Origin of the sequence: Halobellus sp. LT62 (assembly GCF_037031285.1) — an archaeon.
Lineage (GTDB): Archaea > Halobacteriota > Halobacteria > Halobacteriales > Haloferacaceae > Haloquadratum > Haloquadratum salinisoli.
Map to the genome: position 1 here is coordinate 1079134 of NZ_JAYEZO010000001.1, position 23378 is coordinate 1102511.

The 23378-nt window shown below is 58.3% G+C and carries 25 protein-coding genes and 2 pseudogenes; 17 read left to right on the forward strand and 10 right to left on the reverse strand.

Annotated features, from left to right (window positions below; all coding sequences use genetic code 11):
* Positions 1-155: 155 nt before the first annotated feature.
* The gene (locus tag U5919_RS05385; protein ID WP_336023870.1) at positions 156-1652 is read right to left on the reverse strand and encodes a GAF domain-containing sensor histidine kinase; all 1497 of its coding nucleotides are present in this window, start codon (positions 1650-1652) and stop codon (positions 156-158) included.
* Between the two features lie 87 nt (positions 1653-1739).
* On the opposite strand from U5919_RS05385, the pseudogene U5919_RS15880 reads away from it, so the two are divergent.
* Positions 1740-1835: pseudogene (locus U5919_RS15880) on the forward strand (DUF6735 family protein); the annotation flags it as partial.
* Between the two features lie 684 nt (positions 1836-2519).
* The gene (locus U5919_RS05390; RefSeq protein ID WP_336022674.1) at positions 2520-2843 is read left to right on the forward strand and encodes a DUF6788 family protein; all 324 of its coding nucleotides are present in this window, start codon (positions 2520-2522) and stop codon (positions 2841-2843) included.
* Positions 2844-2914: 71 nt separating this feature from the next.
* On the opposite strand, the gene U5919_RS05395 is transcribed toward U5919_RS05390, so the two are convergent.
* Positions 2915-3325, reverse strand: a complete 411-nt coding sequence (locus U5919_RS05395) for a helix-turn-helix domain-containing protein (RefSeq protein ID WP_336022675.1) — start codon at positions 3323-3325, stop codon at positions 2915-2917.
* A gap of 121 nt (positions 3326-3446) precedes the next feature.
* Between U5919_RS05395 and U5919_RS05400 the strand changes: the two genes are divergently transcribed.
* A complete protein-coding gene (locus U5919_RS05400) occupies positions 3447-4037 on the forward strand; it encodes a DUF8170 family protein (RefSeq protein WP_336022676.1) in 591 nt (196 codons plus the stop codon).
* A 415-nt stretch (positions 4038-4452) separates the two neighbouring features.
* On the opposite strand, the gene U5919_RS05405 is transcribed toward U5919_RS05400, so the two are convergent.
* The 3 genes and pseudogenes from U5919_RS05405 to U5919_RS05415 all read right to left on the reverse strand — a co-directional run bounded on the left by U5919_RS05405 (position 4453) and on the right by U5919_RS05415 (position 8137).
* The gene (locus tag U5919_RS05405; RefSeq protein ID WP_336022677.1) at positions 4453-5727 is read right to left on the reverse strand and encodes an orc1/cdc6 family replication initiation protein; all 1275 of its coding nucleotides are present in this window, start codon (positions 5725-5727) and stop codon (positions 4453-4455) included.
* 1095 nt (positions 5728-6822) lie between these two features.
* Positions 6823-7296, reverse strand: a pseudogene (locus U5919_RS05410) (DNA polymerase domain-containing protein); the annotation flags it as partial.
* A complete protein-coding gene (locus U5919_RS05415) occupies positions 7268-8137 on the reverse strand; it encodes a CPBP family intramembrane glutamic endopeptidase (protein WP_336022678.1) in 870 nt (289 codons plus the stop codon). The pseudogene U5919_RS05410 and the gene U5919_RS05415, both read right to left, overlap by 29 nt.
* Before the next feature lie 70 nt (positions 8138-8207).
* Here U5919_RS05415 and U5919_RS05420 point away from each other — a divergent pair, with 70 nt between their 5' ends.
* Together U5919_RS05420 and U5919_RS05425 are read left to right on the forward strand one after the other, a co-directional pair.
* Positions 8208-8636, forward strand: a complete 429-nt coding sequence (locus tag U5919_RS05420) for a universal stress protein (protein ID WP_336022680.1) — start codon at positions 8208-8210, stop codon at positions 8634-8636.
* Positions 8637-8729: 93 nt separating this feature from the next.
* The gene (locus U5919_RS05425) at positions 8730-10910 is read left to right on the forward strand and encodes a heavy metal translocating P-type ATPase (RefSeq protein ID WP_336022681.1); all 2181 of its coding nucleotides are present in this window, start codon (positions 8730-8732) and stop codon (positions 10908-10910) included.
* Positions 10911-10948: 38 nt separating this feature from the next.
* Here U5919_RS05425 and U5919_RS05430 read toward each other — a convergent pair whose 3' ends face one another.
* The 3 genes from U5919_RS05430 to U5919_RS05440 all read right to left on the reverse strand — a co-directional run bounded on the left by U5919_RS05430 (position 10949) and on the right by U5919_RS05440 (position 12351).
* Complete coding sequence (locus U5919_RS05430; RefSeq protein WP_336022682.1) at positions 10949-11170, reverse strand: hypothetical protein; 222 nt, start codon at positions 11168-11170, stop codon at positions 10949-10951.
* Positions 11171-11314: 144 nt separating this feature from the next.
* Positions 11315-11956, reverse strand: coding sequence for a hypothetical protein (locus tag U5919_RS05435; RefSeq protein ID WP_336022683.1), 642 nt, complete (start codon positions 11954-11956; stop codon positions 11315-11317).
* A gap of 23 nt (positions 11957-11979) precedes the next feature.
* Positions 11980-12351, reverse strand: a complete 372-nt coding sequence (locus U5919_RS05440) for an SHOCT domain-containing protein (protein WP_336022684.1) — start codon at positions 12349-12351, stop codon at positions 11980-11982.
* A gap of 181 nt (positions 12352-12532) precedes the next feature.
* Between U5919_RS05440 and U5919_RS05445 the strand changes: the two genes are divergently transcribed.
* From U5919_RS05445 to U5919_RS05475, 7 genes are all read left to right on the forward strand, one after another.
* Positions 12533-13927 carry a permease gene (locus U5919_RS05445; RefSeq protein WP_336022685.1) on the forward strand — a complete coding sequence of 465 codons (1395 nt, stop codon included), beginning with the start codon at positions 12533-12535 and terminating at the stop codon, positions 13925-13927.
* A 131-nt stretch (positions 13928-14058) separates the two neighbouring features.
* The gene (locus U5919_RS05450) at positions 14059-14652 is read left to right on the forward strand and encodes a helix-turn-helix transcriptional regulator (protein WP_336022686.1); all 594 of its coding nucleotides are present in this window, start codon (positions 14059-14061) and stop codon (positions 14650-14652) included.
* Between the two features lie 122 nt (positions 14653-14774).
* Positions 14775-16190 (forward strand): multicopper oxidase family protein, encoded by a 1416-nt coding sequence (locus tag U5919_RS05455; RefSeq protein WP_425604197.1) that lies wholly within the window; start codon positions 14775-14777, stop codon positions 16188-16190.
* Positions 16191-16419: 229 nt separating this feature from the next.
* Positions 16420-16716 (forward strand): hypothetical protein, encoded by a 297-nt coding sequence (locus U5919_RS05460; RefSeq protein WP_336022688.1) that lies wholly within the window; start codon positions 16420-16422, stop codon positions 16714-16716.
* Positions 16717-16773: 57 nt separating this feature from the next.
* Positions 16774-17130, forward strand: coding sequence for an SHOCT domain-containing protein (locus U5919_RS05465; RefSeq protein ID WP_336022689.1), 357 nt, complete (start codon positions 16774-16776; stop codon positions 17128-17130).
* A gap of 95 nt (positions 17131-17225) precedes the next feature.
* Complete coding sequence (locus U5919_RS05470) at positions 17226-17636, forward strand: DUF302 domain-containing protein (protein ID WP_336022690.1); 411 nt, start codon at positions 17226-17228, stop codon at positions 17634-17636.
* Between the two features lie 12 nt (positions 17637-17648).
* On the forward strand, positions 17649-18002 hold the full coding sequence (locus tag U5919_RS05475) for an SHOCT domain-containing protein (protein WP_336022692.1): 354 nt from the start codon (positions 17649-17651) through the stop codon (positions 18000-18002).
* A gap of 109 nt (positions 18003-18111) precedes the next feature.
* Here U5919_RS05475 and U5919_RS05480 read toward each other — a convergent pair whose 3' ends face one another.
* Together U5919_RS05480 and U5919_RS05485 are read right to left on the reverse strand one after the other, a co-directional pair.
* Positions 18112-18510, reverse strand: a complete 399-nt coding sequence (locus U5919_RS05480; protein WP_336022694.1) for an SHOCT domain-containing protein — start codon at positions 18508-18510, stop codon at positions 18112-18114.
* A gap of 28 nt (positions 18511-18538) precedes the next feature.
* Positions 18539-19099: a DoxX family protein gene (locus tag U5919_RS05485; protein ID WP_336022696.1), complete on the reverse strand. Its 561-nt coding sequence runs from the start codon at positions 19097-19099 to the stop codon at positions 18539-18541.
* A gap of 114 nt (positions 19100-19213) precedes the next feature.
* Between U5919_RS05485 and U5919_RS05490 the strand changes: the two genes are divergently transcribed.
* From U5919_RS05490 to U5919_RS05510, 5 genes are all read left to right on the forward strand, one after another.
* Positions 19214-19564, forward strand: a complete 351-nt coding sequence (locus tag U5919_RS05490) for an ArsR/SmtB family transcription factor (RefSeq protein ID WP_006183485.1) — start codon at positions 19214-19216, stop codon at positions 19562-19564.
* Positions 19565-19567: 3 nt separating this feature from the next.
* The gene (locus U5919_RS05495; protein ID WP_004515576.1) at positions 19568-19843 is read left to right on the forward strand and encodes a DUF7521 family protein; all 276 of its coding nucleotides are present in this window, start codon (positions 19568-19570) and stop codon (positions 19841-19843) included.
* 136 nt (positions 19844-19979) lie between these two features.
* The gene (locus tag U5919_RS05500) at positions 19980-20375 is read left to right on the forward strand and encodes a hypothetical protein (protein WP_336022701.1); all 396 of its coding nucleotides are present in this window, start codon (positions 19980-19982) and stop codon (positions 20373-20375) included.
* A 147-nt stretch (positions 20376-20522) separates the two neighbouring features.
* Positions 20523-20720 carry a heavy-metal-associated domain-containing protein gene (locus tag U5919_RS05505; protein WP_336022702.1) on the forward strand — a complete coding sequence of 66 codons (198 nt, stop codon included), beginning with the start codon at positions 20523-20525 and terminating at the stop codon, positions 20718-20720.
* A 133-nt stretch (positions 20721-20853) separates the two neighbouring features.
* A complete protein-coding gene (locus U5919_RS05510) occupies positions 20854-23136 on the forward strand; it encodes a copper-translocating P-type ATPase (RefSeq protein WP_336022703.1) in 2283 nt (760 codons plus the stop codon).
* Positions 23137-23378: the final 242 nt, after the last annotated feature.

Sequence of the window (23378 nt, forward strand, 5' to 3'; positions counted from 1 at the left end):
ATCATCGCCGACAAAAGCGGAGACCCGATCATCAAGATTGAATCACACCGCTAAGTGCACACCTACCGAGAACTTGTTGCGCAAGGATCAGACAGAACCAAACTTGAATTGACACCGACCCGGATTTGGAAGGTGTCAGGTTGTATGGGTGATTTCTATCTCGAAACGAACTCGACACCAGTGATCTCGAATCTTGCGCCACCGTCGGAGCCCTCAGTCACTGCAAGATTCCAGCCATGAGCATCGACAACTTGTTTGACAATGCGCAACCCGAACCCGGTCCCTTTGTCGGCGGTCGAATAGCCCGCCTCTAATACTTTATCACGTTCCTCAGGGGGGATGCCACGTCCATCGTCCTCTATGTAAAATCCGCCCTCGAGTTGTCCGAGAGTCACAGTCACACTCTTGCCAGCGTGCTCAATTGCGTTCCGAACGAGATTCTCAAACAGTTGCTGAAGGCGGCTTGAATCGGCACATATCTTTCGCTCGATATCCACTTGGAGGGTTGCGTCGTGGGTGTCGATGTTTTGCCACCAAGTCTCGCTAAAGATAGCCGGGTCGATTACTTCCATTTCGTCAATCTCCTCTCCTGCGAGGGCGAGTTCCAGCAAGTCGTCAATGAGCGCTTCAATCCGGTCGTGGGCCTTTATGACGGGATCAAGGTGTTCGCTGGTACACTCCTCTGTTGCGAGTTTCAATCGGCCCTGGGCGACATTAAGGGGGTTCCGAAGATCGTGGGAGACAATCGAGGCGAACTGCTCCAACTGCTCATTTTTCCTCTGGAGCTTGACCTTTGCTCGTCGCCGTTGGAGTTCGTAGCCTACCCACCGGCTCATCAAATCAACGAGAGTAACTTCCCACGTGGAGAACTGCCCGCTTCGAGCCTCTGTCCCGTAAAAGCAGAAGGTTCCATAGACGTCGTCTCCGATCATAACGGGGGCACCGATATAGCAGGATATCCCCCATTCAGTATATCCGGCTCGGTCAGTTTCATCCGGGGCATCCCGTTCGATATCACCAAGCACGAGGGTTCGTTCGTCGCTGGCTGCGATTTCGCAGTTCGTTGCTGAGACTGGGACTACGTTTCCCGCTTGAATACCGTCGTCATCAGCAGCAACGATCTCGAACACGTAGTCATCACCGCGGATTTCTGATAAGGTTCCGTACTGCGTGTTGAGCTCTGCCCGGCCGAGTTCGAGGAGGGCCTGTACTTGTTCCTCGAAAGTCTGGTCCCGTGCCGAAATGATGGTATGCATCTCGCGGAGGACATCCTCACGTCTCCGTCGGTCGGTAATATCCTGAACGAGTGCGTCGAAACAGCGTTCCTCAACGGTTTCGACAACGCGGGCGGTGACCAATACCCAGATGGTATCGCCGCTCAGCGTCGTCACCTTCAGCTCCTCGTTGTGAACCTGTCCCACCTCGGTCAGTGCTGTGAGAAGATTCTCCCGCGTCTCTGGGTCCTGATAAAACTCCGTGACTTCTCGGGACAGAATATCGTCCTGTGAGTCCCCGCCCACCATAGAGACAAACGTAGAGTTTGCCGCACGGAACTCGCCATCTAGGGTTGTGCGTACGTACCCAATAGGCAGCGTCTCGATGAGTTGCTTGTATTGGTGGAGTTCGAGTTCCGCTGAATTCCGGTCAGTGATAAATAAAACCTCCTTACTGGTATCTGGGAGGGAGAGATATAAATGAGTTCACCGACAAACCTCGGATTTCACGCCGGGGGAGGTGATTGGGGCGCAGCGAACCTGAAACTCAAACACCGGATCTCGGCTGAGTCGCCATTCCGTGGCGGGTACACCGACTCTAAGTGGGAAACAGCTCTGTTGAAATAATTGGACACCAACAAGTTGAGAATCCATCTGTTAGATACAGGGGACTCACATATCGTTCAATGGGCCGGCGACTATTTCGGAGGCCGAGGGCCGACACGTTCGACCAGCGCGTAGCCGCCGACCGCACTAACCGTCACGACAGGCCCGACGACGACCGCGGTGACGACAGCTATGTCCGTCGCTCGACCGACATATCCCGCTCGGCGGGCGAGTGCCAAGGCCCCCACTGTTGTCACGAACGGCACGAGGACCAGAACCCCAAGGCGATAGAGAAGCGACTGCGCAAAAAAAGTAGTCAAAAACGTAAGTTGAGAGTTCCACCGTGTTGCGAACTTGGCCGGTGTCACCGTACTCGACGGTCACAAGGGGGACAAGAAAGTACGCGACTGCTCCAGTAAGTCCCGTCACGGCCCCACTAAGAACGGCTAGAGTCCTCGAAAACGAACTCCGCTTCCCTCATAGATTCCAATTTTACCGATATATTTATAACTATACCGGTGAAGGTGGAATAAATACTCTTGATGCTCAGGTCGTGTCCTACCCTAACAAGACGTAAGTAGTTGCTATTTATGCGTAAAAGGCTACTCGTCCTTTTCAGGTAACAACGAGTCCGAGATGTGTTTAACCAACGAACCTATGGGATTGGGCGTTTCGTTGGTTAACACGAGGCGACCACAGATGTCCTACGAACCCCCAACCCCACCGGCGAACCTCCCAACGGAGATCGTCAACACGCTCAACGATTCGACCCCGGAGCAGCTCCGAGATATTGCTACATACGCCGAAGCGCTAGTCGAGCACAAGGACCGTGAGGCCCGTCTCGAGGAGTCGGCAGACCAAGAAGAAGTGGAGGAGCGACCAGACGACCTCCCGGACGACGTCCCTGCCAAAGCGACGATCACGATCAAGGAGATCAACGACAATCGCTACTACTACTGGCAGTGGCGGGACGGGAATCGCGTCAAGTCAAAGTACAAATCGCCAGTGAACCCAGCCGAATAGACGAAATGGCATCCCAGCCGGATAGCCAGCCGGTCGAAGGGCACCCCGCCTGCGAAGTGAAACAGGGAGTGTTAGCGCTCGGGGCGCGGGGCAGTCTCATACCGTTTGATGTCGTCGGTTTTCTCCACCCGGTCGTAGATCGCTCGGAGTGTATTCTGCGCGCGAAGGAGCTTGTGCTCTGCGAGGAACTGCCGACCGTCCTCGCTGATCCCGTAGAACTTGTACGGCAGGTCGTTCCGCCGCCGGTCCTCCGGCAGGAGTATTTCCTCGACGATGCCGACGTCGACAAGCTGTTGGAGGTGCTGACGAATCGTCGTCTGGCTCTTGCTTGGATTGACGTAGTCGAGTTCCTTCAGCGTCGGTAGTTCCGACGGATGCCCGAGGATGTCCTGGAGGAGTGCAAATCGCGTCTCCTGGGTAACGACGTTCAGCCGCTCTCGGACGGAACCCAGATCGCTTGGCGGATGATCGGATGTACTCATTACTTCTTTATTTGAATAGTGCGTGCAAAAGCGTTTCGCCCAGATACGAATCGGTATGGAACGATACGGTCGCCGAAGCGTTCGCGACATTAAAGCAGATTACGGGAGAAGCCCCGCTCGAATGAGTGACGAGCCGGTCACTGTCGACGAACTCGCCGAGAAAGCGGATGAGTATCTTCACGAGGGCTCACTCACGCCGGAAGAGTACGAAGCGCTCAAACAGAGTGTGGCGGAGTTCACGCCGATATTCTCAGCAGGGAATTCGTATTTCGTTCTCGGTAGCTACGGGCATCCCGAGATTCGGCGGCTCCAGCTTGTGAAAGATCGTCTCAACCGGAAGCCCGATGCGTATGCGTTCCTGATGGTCGACATTCGGAGTGAGTGGATGAATACCTATCTCAAATTTCGGCTGCTCGCCGATTACACGGACCTCATTGTGGGTGTCGCCGAACACGCCCAGGGCGGCTTCCTCGTCGAACAAGGGTACTTCACTGCCCTCGAAGAGTACTTCACGAAGACGTATGTCTTCAAACGCAAGTATGACTCGTTGGATGCGGACGCCATCGATACGAGCATCGATATCGACAACCCGTATAGCGGAATGCAGACTGCGATCTTCGATATGCTCGACGATGCTGGGCGTCTCTATCAGTGGACATCTGGGGATGACCTCGTCGATTGTGCCGAGGCTCTTGTGAGTAGACAGAAGTAATGGGGATCAAAGCACTCTACCTGTTGTTTTTCACTTCGATGGAGGGGTGTATCTCTATTCGGAGCGAACACATCGATAACGGTGTGTTCCGTTGGAGTAGCGGTTCAAACACATCGATAGAGGTGTGAAATCCGCATGTATCCACAGAGTATCTGTCGAAACAATTTGGGTATGGCACTACGCTCTTAAGAACAAAAACAAAGGTGGGGTATTCAACTCTCCAAGCCGTTTTAGCGCCTCTACTAGCGGAATACACTTCGATAGAGGTGTGTGGTGTAAGCTGGCGTGCACCCATCCTTTGAATCACAAGTCAGGGAGTAGAGCGCCCCTATCGGAGTGTATGTGGATCTCTCTCGAATACACATCGATAGAGGGGAGGGAACAGTGAGTCCACCAGCAAAGAATGTAGGACTGGTCAGGTCTCGTTTCGGAGTTGTGCTCTTACGACCGACGTCACTTCGTCGTCGGAGACCATCTTGAGACGGGAATCCTCACGTAGCGTGTCCAAAATGGTCTCCGGGCGTTCCCCGAACTGGAACTCGAGGAACATTCCCGAGCTTGGCCCGTGGCTCCGGCGCTCAAAGTCGACCAACGAGTACGTCGTCAGCTCCTTCATCTTGTTTACGTACGACTCCTGTTGGTACTGGTCTGCATCGATCGAGTCGGTCAGGTACTGATACACCCGATACCCGGTCGTGCTTCGGGCAGTGCCATCCTTCGTTTCGGCAGCAACGGCCGCCGTCGCGTACAAGCAGAGTTTCTTTTGTGTGCTAATCCCACGGACAACTTCGAGGACCCGATTCTTTTCGACTTTATCTTGGGCCTGTCGGACGTGTTCTTCACGAACACGGTCGTCGCCCTCTCGTTCAGCGAGTTCCCCGGCGACACGCATCAAGTCGATCGCTTTCCGGGCATCGCCGTGCGTCTGTGCGGCGAACGCTGCTGCCAGCGGGATGACGTCGTCCGCAACGACACCATCGTGGAAGGCATCTTGGCGACGGCGGAGGATCGACTGGAGTTGGTTCGCATCGTAGTCGTCGAAATGGACGTCTTCAGGCGTGAACGAGCTTAATGCACGACTGCCGACAGACTCCATCATCTTTGTGTCGTTCGAAATTGCAACCACTGAGAGATACGCAGTCAGGTCGTCGGCGGCACCGGCTCGCGAGAGTTGGTAGAGCAACCGAGAGAACGCAGGCTCCTGTTTGTCCCGGCGGCCAACGAGCATATCCAGTTCATCGAGGACGAAGACGACGGAATCGAAGTTCTCGTTGACGATGCGGTAGAGTTCATCCCACTTCTCTTTCGTTGCCACGCCGTGTTTCGGAACTTCGACCGCGACGCCGGCCTCGTTTGCGGCTTGCTGTGCGAGTTCATAGACCGCGACGCCGAGCGTGTCGAGATCCTGGCAGTTGACTTCGATCGTGCCGAACTGAATATCCCGTGAGTCACAGATGCGACTGATGTTTTTGCAGACGGCTTTCGTGATAAGCGACTTCCCCGTTCCGGAGGGACCGTACAGGAACAGGTTTGGGGGGCGGTTGTCGCCGAGTGCAACGCGTAGCATCTTCGTGACTTCTTGAAGTTGTTCGTCGCGCCCGACGATTCGGTCCTCTGCAACGATGTAGTTTGGATCGAGGAGTGACCGATCACGGATGAGCCCCTCCTGTTCGTCGAACTCGAGGAGCATCTCCTCGATGGATTGTGACTCCGTCGTTTGGTCAGGTTCGACGGGTTGACGAGATGACGATTGGCCTGTCGATTGCGAGGACAAATCAGTGTCTGAGGAATCAGATACGAGATTCGCGTCCGTCGGGGCCTCATTTTCCGATGGTTCCGAGTCTGTCTTGGAGCCATCAGAATCGTGAGTCCTCATAGTGACGACCATACAACTAGGGGACAAAAAGGTTTCCCCACCCCTATCGAAGTGTGTCTTATTGTTAGAGGTGTTCAAGTTTTGTTTTTCAGCAGTAGCAGGATATATTGAGCTCGATTTTCTGAAACGGGCAACGAAGTGTTCATCAGAGAGCGGGTGTGGCAAGAGACACACCCCTCTATCGATGTGTTCGCCGGATACTCGTGGGGGGTTGCTCTCGGACTGTAGCAGGTACTTGATCGAGGTAAGATACACGCATCTTAGCCGATAACACAATAGTTGAGAGTATACGTAGTACAGCTAGTCTATAGTTTAATTCGGGATCTTTCCTTCTTCTTCTTCTTTCTTTATATACACGAACACACACACACACACCTCTATCGATGTGTTCGATGTGTTCATTCGATTTCCGTTATGCCTCAACAGCGGGCCATACTCTTCGATGTGTAATCGGTCCCTCTCACGCCAAAATCACTATTTCGTACCGTTTTTCGCGAATCGTTCCTGATCCCTCCGTTTGAGTCCCCCCTTACGTGTTTTTTCACGAGGTCCCCGTTTCTTCTGAACACATCGATAGAGGGGTGTCTGTTCGTTCAAGATACCTGACGTCCCCTTTGTACTCGATGCACTTCGTGCCTAAATGGGTTGGACTACACAAAGCTGAACACATCGATAGAGGTGTGTCTCTGTCCCCGGTCGGGGACTACTGTACTTCGGTTTCGGTGATTCGCTCTTCTGGACTTAACCAACTGTTTTTCCTTCCTACCATTCTTGTTGGTTAATTTATCACAAATGAGCGCTCATACGCTGCAACTAGGAGAGTCTGCCCGCTGTACGGTTCATTACTCCGGTCGGAGTGGTGTCATCCCACGACCGACCGGCTCGGAACTCCCTACCCGTTGGTGTACCGACGCACTTCGTGATTGCCGTCGCGAGCGTCTCGGGTTCCTCGCAGTCATCGTCGTCGACTTTGGGATCCCGTGTCACCCAGATGGAGTCGACGATGCCGTGGACGACGCGCCAGCCGCCGGCTTCCAGCCGCTGTTTCGCCGTCAGCAGAATCTCGCGAGCGAACGCGTTGATCGTCTCGTGACACTCGATTCTCCCATACTTGCTATTCGCAACGCCCTGATAGCCGAAGCAGGCGACGAGGATCCACTTCAGCGCGCCCGACCGTCCCTCGAGCTCCGCCAGACGGTCCTCGTCGGGGTCATCCCGTTCCTTCTCGCGACGGATGGCCGCCTTGATCTCGTCGCGTGCGTCGATGATCGGTTGTAGCACGTCGACGAGGTAGCCCTGGTCGTCGCAGATCGAGTATCCGAGGCCGGGGACGTCGTCGCGGTCGCTGTGGCAGCTACACCGGATGACGTCCGGCGAGACGTTCCCCACCGTAGAGGATCACCAAGAGAACGGCAATAAATACGAGTGGAAGGGCCCCTGAAACTTCGGCGAGCAGGTTCAGCCACGGGTCAGGAACACCATTCGGGATGAGCGCTTCCGGGTCAGCTGGATGGAAGATTCCCATCGCATTAACGCCAGCATGGAACACCGCGACGGCGAGCACGCTGCCGCCGGTGCTGTTGTACATCCACGTCCAGAGAATCGAGCCCGCAAGGATGGAGACTATCCAGAGGAGTTGCTGGGAGAGCGGCCAGCCGCCGTGGGTGGTCGTCGCGTTCAGGAACAACGGGAGATGCCAAGCAGCCCACGTGACGCCCACGATGACACTTGAGGTCAGCGCGCTGTAGGAGTCCTGCAGGATAGGGAGCATGAAGCCACGCCAGCCGAGATCCTCCTGGCCGCCACCCCACACGGTTCCCCACACCATCGCGAACAGGTAGATGAAGGGCGATTCGAATTCGGTGAGGTCGATTGGGCCGCCAGCTAAGACGAACAGCAAGACGCCCAATGAGAGAATAATCAAGGGGAGGCCGAACGCGAGCGCCCACCATTTCGCACCGATCCGCCACTTGAACATCTGGCCGACCCACTTACGGAGGCTTCCACCGGAAGCCCAGATGACCACCGTCGCGCCGATCGGCGGACCGAATCCGCCGAAGCCGATCAGGATCGAGTGCGTCCAGGTGGCTTCCATCCCGGAATACGCGAGCGTCCCCTGGATCGTCCACGTGAACGCATAGGCGATTACAACGAAGCTTAGGAGGCGATGTTGGTTGACCCACGAGCGGATACTGGCCATACCTCCGATTGGGGCACACATCATAATTAACGGTACTCCTAGGTACCGAGTTTTCGGCACTACACTCTTCTCAACACCTCCCGAACTCTATCGTATGCCTGACAACGTTCTCGTCGCCTTGGACGGCTCCCCGCTTGCCGAGCGTGCACTCATGTACGCACTCGAGACCTTTCCGAACGCCACGATCACCACAATTTACGTCATCAACCCGATCGACTCGGTAATCGATGTAGAGGCCGGTGGCTTGCCAGTCGCAGAGGACTGGTACGATACCGCCCAGGAGCGGGCGACCGAGATTCACACGACTGCGACGGATCTTGCGGCGGACCACGATATTGTGCTCGCTACAGTTACTGAAGTCGGGAAACCAGCGCGTGAGATTCTCGACTACGCTGCCGACAACGGCATCGACCAGATCGTTATGGGGAGCCACGGTCGGTCAGGCCTAGACCGGACGTTCCTCGGGAGTGTCGCCGAGACAGTCACTCGCCGAGCACAGATCCCGGTAACCATCATTGGATGAAATCCTCGACTCGTGTGCCGAGATCAGGATCGGATGAATGCTCGTGGGCCCACCTCAAACGTGAAATCAAACCAACCCATAGGTACCGAGAACGTGGCTGTTACTGAATCACCACCTCTCTCGACGTGTACGATCCACATTGAACGACGAGGTGGTCGTGGCGACGCGGGAGCACGGGCGCTCGAACGACATCTTAGGCGTCTCTCCGGCGTCCACGATGTCGACGTCTCGTTTCGAACAGGGGACGCCCGGATCACCTACGACGGGAGCGTCACCTCGGAAGAAACGATTCGAGACGCTGTCCGCGACCGCCACGTGTCGATTCAGGACGAATCTGAGACAGCAACGGATGACGTGAGTACCCGCTCGGAACTCAGGCAGGAGGCCGTGTTCGTCGGTCTGACCCTCCTCGGGATGGCGGTCGGCCTAGTGACGGGATGGCTCGAGGGACCACAGATTCTCATATGGGCCGGGTACGGCGTCGCATACGTCTTCGGTGGCTGGTACGGGCTCAAAGGCGCGGTCGAGACCCTCCGGCACCGTGCGGTCGACATCGACCTGTTGATGATCGTCGCAGCGGTCGGCGCCCTCTCGATTGGCGCCCCGTTCGAGGGCGCGATGCTGCTGTTCCTGTTCTCACTATCGAACACGCTCCAGCACTACGCGATTGGCCGCTCGCGACGGGCGATCATGTCTCTCGTCGAGATGCGACCGGACGAGGCACAGGTCCTCCGCGACGGTGAGGAGGTCACTGTGCCCATCGACGAGGTCGCCGTGGGTGACGTGTTCGTCGTCCGTCCCGGCGACAGGATTCCGCTCGACGGCGTCGTCGCGTCGGGCGAGGGAACGGTCGATCAGGCGTCGCTCACTGGCGAATCAGTGCCCGTGCCGAAAGAGCCCGGCGACGAAGTGTTCGGCGGGACGATCAACGAGAGTGGCAGCTTGGAGATTGAGGTCACACGGCAGGCTCACGAGTCGGCGATCAGCCGGCTCATCCACATGGTCGAGCGTGCTCAGAGCGAGAAGGCGCCGACACAGCGGCTCATCGACCGCCTTGAGCAGCCGTACGTCCTCGGTGTGTTCGGGCTCACAATTGCGGCGATCGCCATCCCGCTCGCGCTCGGAAGCGAGTTCACTAGCACGTTCTACCGCGCGATGACCCTGATGGTCGCCGCCTCGCCGTGTGCGGTCATCATCTCCACGCCGGCGGCGGTGCTGTCGGCTATTGCCTCCGGTGGGAGGCAGGGCGTTCTGTTCAAGGGTGGCGAACACGTCGAGGCGGCTGCGAACATCGACGCGGTCGCGTTCGACAAGACGGGCACACTCACGCGGGGCGAGACACAGCTGACGGACGTGTTCGTCCGGGACGGCCTCGCGAACGAGTCGCTGACTGCCGACGAGCTGCTCTCGCTCGCGGCCGCCGTCCAGGCTCGCTCGGAGCACCACCTCGCCCGTGCGACCGTCTCAGAAGCCGAAGACCGCGCCCTCGACGTCCCCGACGCACGTCGGTTTCAGTCGGCGGCCGGGAAAGGCGTGCGCGCCGATGTCGACGACGTCGTTATCCACATCGGGAATCGGAGTTATGTCAAGACGGTTCTCGAAGATGCTTCGATCAAGGGACTCGAACCGGGCCTCGACAGGCTTCGGACCCTGGAGGCGGAGGGGAAGACGAGTGTCGTCGTCGTCCGTGAACACGGCGACGACGTCACGGTGCTGGGCTGGCTGGCGTTCACCGACACGGTTCGCCCGGGGGCTGCAGAGATGATCGAGGACGTCCGGTCACTCGGCGTGGAGCATATCGTCATGCTGACCGGCGACAACGAACGCGTCGCCCAGCAGATCGCGGACGAAGTCGGTATCGACGAGGTGCAAGCGGAACTGCTGCCGGAAGAGAAGGTGGCGACCATCGAGGATCTGGTTGAGCGATACGAGAACGTGGCGATGGTGGGTGACGGCGTGAACGACGCCCCGGCACTGGCGACGGCGACGCTCGGGATCGCCATGGGTGGCGCCGGGACCGACGTTGCCCTAGAGACGGCTGACGTCGTGTTGATGGGCGACGACATCGGGAAGATTCCCTACGTGCTCGGACTCGGTCGCAGGACGCGCCGGACGCTGACAGTCAACCTCGCAATCGCCTTCGGTGCAATCGCGTTGATGGTTGGCACGATTCTGTTACGCGGTATCCCCTTACCGCTGGCCGTGGTCGGCCACGAGGGATCGACGGTCCTCGTGTCCCTGAACGGGCTTCGATTACTCGGTTTCCGCAAATAATCGGTCGCTGAAGGCGACGAATGGACCGATAGCGCCAATCAGCAACAACTAGTGTCGTCGGGAGTCCACTCGCACGCATTCCCGGTAGTGAGGTCGTTCTCGTCGATATATGCGGACAGACAGGCGTAGTTACAGAAATACGTGGGTGAGCCACACTCGTCATCGCAATCGCGGACGCAGATTGGATCGTGGTCGAAGATCCTGGATCCACAGTACGCATATGTCTCGTCTGTTTCGGGTGTTGAGACAGTCGTCGACATACTCGTGTTGAGGAGCTGCCCACAGAAAACGTTTCTTCGGGCTGTGATCAGTGAAGGAGTCTCGATCACCCTCTCCTCCTCGAATTAGCAGTCTTCCCACCACTTTTTCGAACAGCGTTGAAAACAGTCACCTGTTACAAATCCTCAGGTTCCGGTTCGCGTCGTCCGTCGATATCCTTCGTACAGGGCAGGTAACCCAAGAGGAAGTGCGAGGAATCCAAACCCGAGAAGGGCATATCGGTCTCTATCCTGGTGTCGCATGACGAGGATGGTCGTGACGATGCCGAATAGTGCAATGACGTATGCGGTGTTGCTCCAGAGCACGTCGTAGGTCGAACAGTACAGCCAGCAAACGAACGTGTAGGCCGGGGCGTTCCAGGTCGGTGGATGGAGCTTCGGCCAGAAGAACCGGCAGTACGTCGTCCAGCCCAGCATCGCCACGGTCGGCAACCCGACGAGCCACACCGCTGCTCCACGATTCCTGTCGCCGTATCGCCGGTATTCAGCGAGGAAGAGTGCGGGAAAGCAGAAGACCCACAGCCAGATGCCGATAGTGTAGGTCACCGGCCAGTGTTCGATTCGGGGCTGTACAATCGGTAATCGTAGAGACTCGGGCAGCGTCGCCCACGGGAACGAGGGGTCGGGAACGGGATTCGTGAGGAACGCGACCAGACAGAGTCCCGTCCCGACGAGGAGTCCGTATACTCCCAGCGTCGTGTATCGGTCGAGCCACGCTGGAAGTTGCGGACGCGTCGACTGTTGACGGTGGTCGGGGAAGCCGGTCATCGTTCAAGTTTGCCGGACGGGAATCAGGTATCTCGTTCGAGTGCTTCGCGTCGCTGTTCGTATTCCTCGTCGGTCAGCTCACCGCGGGCGTACGCGAGCCGGAGCTCCTTGAGGGCTTGGTCTGAACTACGCTCACTTCCCGTAATCGCACGGTAGATGAGGTAGCCACCGCCGACGAGGGCGGCGAGGAACAGTAACTGCATCACGATGCCGACGATGAACATCCAGCCAGGCATCGTCCCGTCACCCCACATGTGACCGCCCCACATCCCGCCCATCATTGGGCCGAACCCCATCATCCCGAAGCCCATGAAGAACAGCGGGAAGATGACGAACGCACCGATGATAACGAGGAGGAGCGTAACAAGTCGCGTGTCGTCTGAATTTGTCGCCATATTGTGGTCCCTCCGTGAGTTTGGGTCTCAAGTATTACTACGTACTAACTATTCAATGCGGTTGTGCCTTAGACCTGCGTGCTACTCCCACCGCTATTCTTTTGAATTCATACTTACCACGGCTCTAACCCGAACTATCTGAAGGAAAACTGCAAAAGATGATCCGCACGATGATACATCTATGCAGGTGACGATGGTCGAGGGTATCTTCGAAGCCCTCCGAATCGGTGTCGGATTCCTCTGGACGGCGGCGTGGGCGATCATTATGGGACTCACGATCACGAGTCTGGTCCAAGTCTATGTCTCCAAGGAGCGAATGGCACAGGTGCTGGGCGACGGTGATCTGAGCGGGCTCACCAAGGCGACTGCGTTCGGCGCGGCCAGTAGTGGCTGCAGTTTCGGCGCTGTCGCCATCGGGAAGGGACTGTTCAAGAAGGGAGCGCACGCGGTGAACTTTCTCGCGTTCATGTTCGCGTCGACGAATCTGATCGTCGAACTCGGGCTGATGATTCTGATTCTGCTCGGCTGGGAGTTCCTCCTGGCGGAACTGCTGGGCGGCCTCATCCTCATCGCCGTGATGGCGGTGATCGTCCACCTCACGCTCCCCGAGAATCTCTTTGCCGAAGTTCGAGAAACGCTCAACGAGCGCGACCGTGAGGCGGGCGTCACCGAAGACCCGACCTGTGGGATGGAAGGCAAAGACGAGTACACGATCACGACCGACGGCGGTGAGACGCTCAAGTTCTGCTCGGAGGGCTGTATGGAGACGTACCTACAGGAGATATCGAGTCGTGGCGGGTGGCGTGACGAGTTGCTGTCGTGGGGTGGCTGGTACAAAGTCGGGAATCAGTACCGCAAGGAGTGGTCGATGATCTGGAAGGACATCGTCGCTGGCTTCCTTATTTCTGGGTTCGTCATCGTCTTCGTCCCCCAGTGGGTCTGGAACACCCTGTTCATCCAGGGCGACGGGCTTCTCGTGACCGCTGAGAACGCGATTATGGGTGTCACCATCGCCGTCCTCAGTTTCGTTGGCAGTATGGGTAACGTCCCGTTCGCGGTTGCGCTGTGGGGCGGTGGCGTCAGCTTCGCCGGGATCATCGCGTTCGTCTACGCCGACCTCATTACGATTCCCGTGCTGAACGTCTACCGGAAGTATTACGGCTGGAAGATCTTGCTGTACATCCTCGGCGTCTTTTTCGTGACGATGGCGTTCACCGGCTTCCTCATGGAGCTGCTGTTCGACGCGCTAGGAATCGTTCCAGATCTGGCGGGCGGCGAGACGGCGACTGAGCAGACGTATTTTAAACTCAACTACACGTTCTACCTCAACCTCATCGCGTTCGCGCTCTCCGGGTGCCTGCTGTACGTCTATCGTCGTGGCCTCGGTGCGCCCGGCCAGTACCGCGACCCTGTCTGTGGGATGCGGACTGACGACAGCGAGCCATCGGCGACGCACGACGGCGAGACGTACTACTTCTGCTCGCAGACCTGTAAGGAGACGTTCGAAAAGGACCCAGATGAATTCGCCCATCAACACCCAGAGGCGGGAGCGTCTCAGGATCATGACCACCATTGAACACCGATTCGAGATATCGAATTTGTGGGGCTGCCAGCTCCGTGATTGCGTTGGCCAATCAAAACTGGTACAGCAATGTCTCACGAACTCTCACGTATGAGCAAGTCTCTCGGAGGATCGAGGTGGGGAAGATGAATCGACGGCGAGCCGATACCGTAGCCGGTGCCCTGGTCGCTGCCGTCCTCATCGTCGGTGGTGTGCTCACTTGGCAAGCGTACCAGCAACAGCAGGCCTTCGAGCAGATGGGCTCGATGATGGGTACATCGATGGGCGCGGTTCACGGAACGAACCCACTCTTGTACGTTCTCGGAACGCTTCTTGTCTCGGCTGTCGTTGGTGGGGGCTATCTCGTGGTTCGGGACGAGCTCACTAGCACAGAGGTAGCCGATCGCTCACAGACTGAGATGGCGAATCCAACCGATTCTGAGAGTATCGAATCGCAGGAAGAGGCCGTTCAATCTGAGGGAAAGATCAATCCGGAGTCCCAGCCACAGGCTCGCGTATTGGATCTCTTGCCGGACGACGAACGCCGAATTCTCGAACCGGTCCTCTCGTCGCCCGGTATCACACAGATCGAACTCCGGGATCGCTCGAACTTCTCGAAAAGCAAGGTCAGTCAGACGGTGAGTGCCCTCGAGAAGCGCGGCTTACTGTACCGTGAGCGACAAGGGCGAACGTATCGCATCTATCCAAGCGACGACTTAGAACAGAAACAGGCGAACTAGCGGGGGGTCTCGGGAATCCGGGATCGTTCACCGTATCGCCGGGACTAAACTCGGAACGAGGATGGCCGTATGAACTTCTCTCATCGCGAGGCCTTTACTCGCTGACCGCGAAAACGAAGGCAATGACCTCCTGGGGACTTTCTCGCCGTAGGCTCCTCCAATTATCGGGGATATCAACTCTCGGAGCGCTTGCGGGGTGTGCCAGTCCGCTACCGGGCACCGACGATGGTGGAGGCCGTGCGGTGACCCCCCGTCCGACTGTCACAGGTGCCCCGGATACCTCCGTTAGCCTCACTGCGACGTCTGGGACCATTCGACCAGATTCGGATGCTTCGACGACTGCTTGGCTGTACGACGGACAGTACCCGGGCCCAGAGTTGCGCGTGCAGGAAGGTGACGTGCTCAGCGTGGAACTGGCTAACGACTTGCAGGAGGAGACGACGATTCACTGGCACGGGATTCCCGTTGCGAATCCAGTCGACGGCGTACCGAACGTGACGCAGGATCCGGTTGCTTCCGGTGATACATTCACATACAAGTTCCGTGCCGAACCCGCTGGGACGTATTTTTACCACAGCCACGTCGGACTCCAACTCGATCGTGGATTACTCGGCCCCCTGATCGTTGAAGAACGAGACCCACACGTTGAGTACGACCGCGAGTATATCGTCGTGCTTGACGATTACCTCTCTAGAGAACCCCGTCTTCCGTCGGACGGTGGGATGGGTGGCGGTGGAATGGGTGGAATGATGGGAGACGTTCGACCGCCATACGAGGGGCTTTTGATCAACGGTCAACTGCCCGAGAATCCCCCGACGTTCGACGTAGCGGAGGGCGATCGGGTTCGCTTTCGGTTCGTGAATGCCGCCAGCGCGACAGTCTTTGGTGTGCGAATCGCTGGACACGAGATGTCGGTGACCCACGCCGATGGGCAGCCCGTCGAACCGGTCGAGTCCGACTCGTTCGTCTTCGGTGCTGGTGAACGATACGATGTCGTCGTTGAAGCGACGAATCCGGGGCGATGGTTCGTTCAGGCGAACGCGCTCGACGGGAACGAACCACCGGCCAGAGCCGTCGTCGAGTACGAATCAACAGACGGTTCGATCACTCCGCAGCCTCCATCATCTTCGAGTAACAGATTGCAATACGGTGACCTGCGAGCACGCTCCTCGCTCGACGGTGTGAGTGGAAATCCAGACCGGACGTTCGACCTGACGCTCTCACGTGGTAGAAACCAGTCCTACACGTGGACGATAGACGGACAGGCCTATCCGGATGCCGACCCGCTTCAGATTCGGCCTGGGGAACACGTCCGAATTCGGATGACCAATCAGAGCCCGGTCGTCCATCCGATGCACCTTCACGGCCACTTCTTCCAGGTCGGCAACGCGATCAAAGACACGGTTATCGTCCCGGGACATCGAGGACAGGTGACGCTGGACTTCCACGCGGATAACCCCGGTCGGTGGTTGTTCCACTGTCACAATCTGTACCACCTCGATGCGGGGATGGCACGTGTTGTGGAATACGTCGAATGAGTGGGTTGAGACTCGATTTCTGGTTGATCAATCTGTGGCCCGTATGGTCTTAGTCCCGTTCCGAACGAGGCGTTGAGTGCCATCCCGGCGAATTCGAGCCGGATGAACGCTCTTGTTTCTGAAACACGATTAAAACGCTGTATACACGTTCTCGAACGTTCTCCTGCGTGAGTTCACGCCCATCGTCATAACTCCCGAGCGGTCCTACGAGTAACCGAGGAGAAAGACAATGACCAACTTCAAACTCGGCGGCTGGCTGCTCGTGGCGCTCGCGCTCGTCGGACTCGCGTTCGCCGCCCCCGTGGTCAGCGCACACGGTACCGACACGACAGCTGACGACGTGCCCACAGACAACGCTACCGCTGATGACTGGGCGGCCTGGATGGAGACGCAGATGACTGAGCACATGGGCCCTGGTAGCGTCGACTGGATGGAGTCGCATATGGGTGTGACCGTCGACGAGATGGGCCAAGACATGGCTGACAACGACTACAACGGCGGAATGTACGGGCAGGGCCACTGCTAACGGCTCTGACCGTTTTGATCGCTTCAACCGAACACCGAAATTCACCACCGCAAGACAATGACGCAACCCATCACTCACATCGGACGCACTGCTCGTCGCCTCGCGATCCTCGCCATCCCGCTGCTGGTCGCGGCGACTGGAACGGCTGCCGCCCACGGCGGCGGGAGCTATGGCGGCGGGATGATGGGCGGAAGCGGCTGGGGCCTCTTCGGCGGAGCGATGGGGCTCTGGGGACTCCTCTGGATGGGGCTCCTCATCGCCGTTCCGCTCTACCTCGTCTATGCGCTCCTCAACCGAGGATCCGGCGGGGACGATGAGCAGTCGTTGTCGGTTCTCCGCGAGCGATACGCTCGCGGGGAGCTTTCGGACGATGAATTCGAACGGCGGCGAAAACAGCTCGAACGGACTGGATGATCGGAACGGCTGCTGTTCCATCTGAGACACTGCCCTCCCCAACGATCGCTGTTGGGCACCCAACCGTTAACCCTGCGGACGGGGTATGATATTCCATGGAATACACAATACAGACCACAGTCACTGGCGAATTCGACGACGTCGTTGATGCAACGAACGCTGCACTCACGGACGAGGGATTCGGTGTCCTCTGTGATATCGACATTCAGGCGACACTCAAGGAGAAGCTTGGCGAAGAGTTCCGTCAGTATCGCATCCTCGGTGCATGTAATCCTCCGCTAGCATACGAAGGGTTAACCGAGGAAATCGAGCTTGGTGCGCTCTTGCCCTGTAACGTCATCGTCTATGAGACTGATGACGGCGACATCGTGGTAAGTGCGGTCGATCCGGAGCAGTTGGTCGGGATTGCTGATAACGACGCGCTTGATTCCATCGCAACCGAGGTCACCGAGCGATTTGATCGTGTACTGGCAGCCGTTAGAGACGAGTTCGACCCCGCGTCGTAGGCCTGATCGTCGATGGCTTCATCAAATCAACTGGACACAACGACGATACTGCTCCTGATCCTCGGAGCGTTCATCCTCCTTCCGTTGCTCACGATGGGGATGGGCTTCGGCGGGATGATGGGATACGGGGGAATGATGGGCCAGTACGGTAGTACCGGTGGCTGGTGGCCCGTTATCGGAATGCTTGTTCCACTCGTCTTCCTCGTTGTGCTTCTCGGCGGTGGCTTCCTCCTCTTCAGGCGGGTGAGCGAAACACAAACGTCTCACAATCCCGCGATGGAAGAATTACGTCTAGCGTATGCCCGTGGCGATCTCACGGACGAAGAGTTCGAATCCCGCCGAAACAAGCTCGAACAATCAGAGTGACCATCCTCTAAACAACTTGGTTCCTGCCGAGCAGATGACGTATATTGAACACGGCGGCATCCTCAACTACGTCCATTGACCGTTCCTCGCGTTTTTAAGGACAACGCGGTCAGTAACGGCCGCCACCGGATATGAGACGGGCGCGACGGTGGTCGAACTCCTCGTCGTCGATCTCGCCACGAGCGTACCGCTCTTGGAGGACGGCGAGCGCGCTGTCCTCAGTGCGGCCATCCGTTTGGGATCGCGTTGCCAGCCAGTAGACGAGATAGATGGGGAGAGCGACGAGGAGGGCCATCCACAGGAGACCGAACAGCATCATCCCCCAGCCCCAGCTACCCCATCCGGCCATGTGGCCGTCGTTCCACATGCCGTCGTGCCAGCCCCACATCATTGCATCTGGGACGGTCGTATGCGTTAGCGCCATTCCGGCGACGACGGCCAGTGCCAGCGCTCCAACGACGATGAGTCCCAGAGAACGAATCCCGTGTGCTTGAATTGGATTTTGCATTGTTGTACTCCCAAAGGTCTCGGCGTGGTTAGCCGAGGATGTATTCGAGGGCGGGGTAGCGCTCGACGAGCGTCTGGCCGCCGACGTCGTAGTTCTCGATGTACTGGTCGAGGCCCAGGATGCGGCCCGCGGCGAACGCGGCAACCGCGAGGAACACAAGCATGTACGCGAAGTCGCCGTTGATGAATCCGTGGCTCATGTCCCAGTTGCCGAAGTAGAACATGAGCATCATGAGCGCGCCGAAGAACGCCGCGAGACGGACGAACGCGCCAATGAGGAGGCCGAGGCCGATGAACAGTTCGCCCCACGGGACAGCGACGTTCGCGAACTCAACGAACCACGGCGTCGAACCCATCCACGCGAACATGCCCGCGAGCGGGTTGCCATTCGTCGCCGCGACGTTGGTCAGGTAGCCGCCCGCCGCGAACTCGCCGGTGATCTTCGTGAACCCGGAGTACGCGAATGCGTACCCCATCATGAGGCGGAGCGCCAGCACGAACCACGCGCTGAGGCTGTGGACTTTCCCGCCGACGGTCAGGCCGCCGACTCTGCTCTCGAGCTGGTTCATACCGGAGTCGAGTGTGGACATAATTATTGCACCTTCAACTATCAGTAGGCGGGTAGAGACGATATAATAGCGAGCCGGCGTTCTGAGTCAGAAAACCGGCGGGCTATATTACCCTCCTGTGGCGATTAGAGGAGTGTGACTGAGGAGGCCGACCCGTCGGAGGTCTTCGCGACGCTCGACGACGAGTACGCCCGCGACATCCTCGTGGCGACGAAGACCGACCGACTGTCTGCGAAGGAACTCAGCGAGGAATGCGATATGTCACGCCCGACCGTCTCGCGGCGTGTCACCCGCCTCGTCGAGCAGGGCCTCCTCGAGGAGTACACGCACGTCGACCCCGGTGGCCGGCACTACAGCGAGTACGAGGCGCGCCTCGAACGCGTCGAAGTGCTCCTGCAGGCGGAGGGGTTCGACGTGCAGATCGACGTCCGGCCGGACCCCGCCGACCGGATCACGTCCATCTTCGAGGAGATGCGGGGGGACTGACCCATGGAACACACCCTATTCGTCATCGGCAAACTGTTCACCACCGCATTGGCGCTGGTCATCGCCTACCAGGCCTATCGCGGATACCAACGGCATCACACACAGTTGCTCCTGTACGTCGCCGCTGGCTTCGCGCTGGTCGGCCTTGGCGGCCTTCTCGAAGGCGTTCTCTTCGAACTCCTCCAAGTGTCGATCTTCGAAGCGGGATTCGTCGCGGCACTCGTGACCGCAGCCGGGATGCTGTCGATCCTCTACGCTCTGTATGCCCCAAATCCCTGAGGATTCGGGACGTTCATCCGAAAAGCGGCCTCTGTGCGTCGTCTTTGGTTCGACGCCGGTACTGTTTGGACCCCTATGTTCTCGGTAGTGTAGGATCACAGCGAGAATTATATCCGTATCGGTCGTACCATATCGTATGATTCGAACACTCGTAGGTGTCCTTGGCGCTCTCTCAGCGCTGTTCCCGGACGAAACCCTCGAGCTCTTCGAGAGACTCGCGATTGCGAATCCAAGCGAAGGGACGGTGAGAGGGTGGGTACGTCCAGCAGTTCGGTCGGAAGGCGTTCTTATAGCTGTGATTTCCCTCCTTAACGGGCGAGCATACGCGTGGCTGATGAATCTTACCGGCGTGTTCGGCGCGATCATCCTCCTGTTTCCCGATCTGTATCGGAGATTTGCCACCGCGTTCCTATACGAGCGTCCGGAGTCGATGGAATGGAACGAGCGATTCAATTCGGCTGTTCGGGCAATCGGCGCACTATACGTCTTTTTAGCAGCAAAGACGTACAGAGAGCGCCACAACGATACCTGAGCCTATCAGCCATCGACAGCTGGTGAATCTGAGATTTGGTTCGTTGCGGCTGCACGTATCACTTGGAATCTAAAGTTTGACCCCCCAAGAGACCCGTATCATCGAAAGAGAAATCTGCTAAAGAGAGGGAGCCGTATGTACCTCTGTATGACGACGATCATCACCGTGGAAGGAATGTCGTGCGGTCACTGTGAGCAGACGGTCGAAGAGGCCCTTGAAGAGGTCTCTGGCGTGACTTCCGTAACCGTCGACAGGGAGAGCGAACAGGCAAGTGTCGACGGTGAGGCAGAGATCACGGCCCTCGTGGAGGCCGTCGAAGACGCAGGATATACCGCTCACGCCTGAGGGTAGCACAGACCAGTTCAAGACAACGGCAAACCGTTGTCTTCGGAGTTTGCCTACGCTGGTCCTGCTGTACGGTTTCAGGGGGCGAAGATTCAGGAAGCCGGCGGATCCACCTCTAAAGAGCATATGATCTATGGACGACCACAAAGACACAACTGAGAATTCCCCGGGAGGAGAGGACCAGCAGGATATCACCAGCCACCAGCACGAACACGGCGACCAAGATGAAGCGGTCGCTGAATCAGACGAGGAAAGGGTAGAACAGGAGCTACTGGAGGAGGAGGCTCACCCTGCTGCGGCAGGTGAGATGGCGTCCCACGAGCAGCACGAGCACGCCGGACACGAGGGCGAAGGGCACGGCCACGGTTCCCACGAGGGACACGGCGAGGGCCATGGCGGGATGCATGAAGGCCACGAGCAGATGTTCCGGCGGCGCTTCTTCGTCTCGACGCTCCTGTCGATTCCCGTCCTCCTGTACAGCGAAATGCTACAGGAGTGGCTCGGGTTCTCCGTCCCGGCATTCCCGGGGAGCGAATGGATCAACCCCGTCTTCGCGGTCATCGTCTTCGCGTACGGTGGGGTCCCATTCCTCCAGATGGCGGTGCCGGAGCTGAAAGACCGGTCGCCGGGGATGATGACGTTGATCTCGATGGCCATCTCGGTCGCGTTCGTCTACAGCCTCGCGAGCGTAGTATTCCCGAGGCAGTCGGCGTTCTTCTGGGAGCTCGTCACTCTGATCGACATTATGCTACTGGGGCACTGGATCGAGATGCGGTCGGTCCGCCGTGCCTCAAGCGCCGTCGACGAACTGGCGAAGCTGATGCCGGACACGGCGGAACGAATCACCGACGACGGCGAGACCGAGGAAGTCCCTGTCAGCAAACTCTCCGAGGGCGACCTCGTGCTCGTCCGACCGGGCGCGAGCGTGCCCGCTGACGGCGTCGTCGAGGAGGGCGATTCGGACGTCAACGAGTCGATGATCACAGGTGAATCGAAACCGGTATCGAAGGAGCCCGACGACGAGGTCATCGGCGGCACCATCAACGGGGACGGCAGCCTCCGTGTCCGCGTCGGTGCGACGGGCGAGGAGACGACACTCGCGGGCATCATGCGCCTGGTCGAGGAAGCTCAGCAGAGCAAGTCCAAGACGCAAGTGTTGGCCGACCGCGCGGCCGGCTGGCTGTTCTATGTCGCGCTCGGGGCGGCAGTCGTGACCGCGATTGCGTGGACGGTCGCGGTCTCGTTCGACGCGACCGTCATCGAACGCGTCGTGACGGTGCTCGTCATCGCCTGCCCACACGCCCTCGGGCTCGCTATCCCGCTGGTCGTCGCGATCAACACGTCGCTCGCCGCTCGCAACGGGATGCTCGTTCGCGACCGCATCGCGATGGAAGACGCACGGAATCTGGACGCGATCATCTTCGACAAGACGGGGACGCTCACCGAGGGCGAACACGGCGTCGTGGATATGGCGACCGTCGACGGCGTCGACGAGGACGACGCGCTCGCGCTGGCGGCGGCCGTCGAGAGCGACTCCGAACACATGATCGCCCGAGCGATCCGTGAGGCCGCCGACGAGCGCGACGTACCTACTCCTGACGCGACCGCCTTTGAGGCGATCAAGGGCCGAGGAGTTCGTGCGAACGTCGACGGAAACGAGGTGTACGTCGGCGGCCCGAACCTGTTGGCCCAACTCGATAGCGAAATTCCCGATCACCTCCAACGCTTCGCTGACGAGGCCGGCCAGAACGCCCAGACCGTGGTGTACCTCGTTCGCGACGGAGAGTTGATCGCCGCGTTCGCGATGGCCGACGTGATCCGCGAGGAGAGTTTCCGCGTCGTCGACGCCCTCCACGATCTTGGCATCGAGGTGGCAATGTTGACTGGCGATTCTCAGGACGTTGCCGACGCTGTCGCCGACGAACTGGGTATCGACACGGTGTTCGCGGAGGTCCTCCCCGAAGACAAGGACGAGAAAGTCCAAGAACTTCAGGACCAAGGGAAGCTCGTAGGGATGGTCGGTGACGGGGTGAACGACGCGCCGGCGCTGACGCGAGCTGACGTCGGCATCGCAATCGGGAGCGGCACCGATGTTGCCGTCCAGTCGGCGGACGTCATCTTGGTGCAGAACAACCCGATGGACGTCGTTCGGCTGGTCAAGCTCAGCAAGGCGAGCTACCGGAAGATGCAGGAAAACATCGTCTGGGCCGCCGGCTACAACGTCTTCGCGATTCCGCTTGCAGCAGGCGTGTTGGCACCGATTGGGATTCTGCTGTCTCCCGCCGTGGGGGCACTCCTAATGTCACTGAGCACGGTCATCGTCGCAATCAACGCACAGCTGCTTCGTCGCGTGGACCTGTCCATCCCCGAACTTCCAGACGGGACACCAGCGACTGACGCACAACCTGCAGACTGAAACGCTCCCGATCGATTCGGAGCTTCTTTCAATTGAGTTCGGTTGGTGGACAGCAAATGGCGACACTGCGTAATTTCGGTGGGTATCGCTATGTGGTCACCGGTTCCACTGTTTTCAGCAGAGGGGCACGTAGTTCGGTATACACAGACGCTTCCTCTGATGGGCTACATTCCTGCGCCAGCACTAGGTTTATACCGTTAGACGGACTTCTTTCTAGTATGAGCCTCGAAGAGACGGTGGAC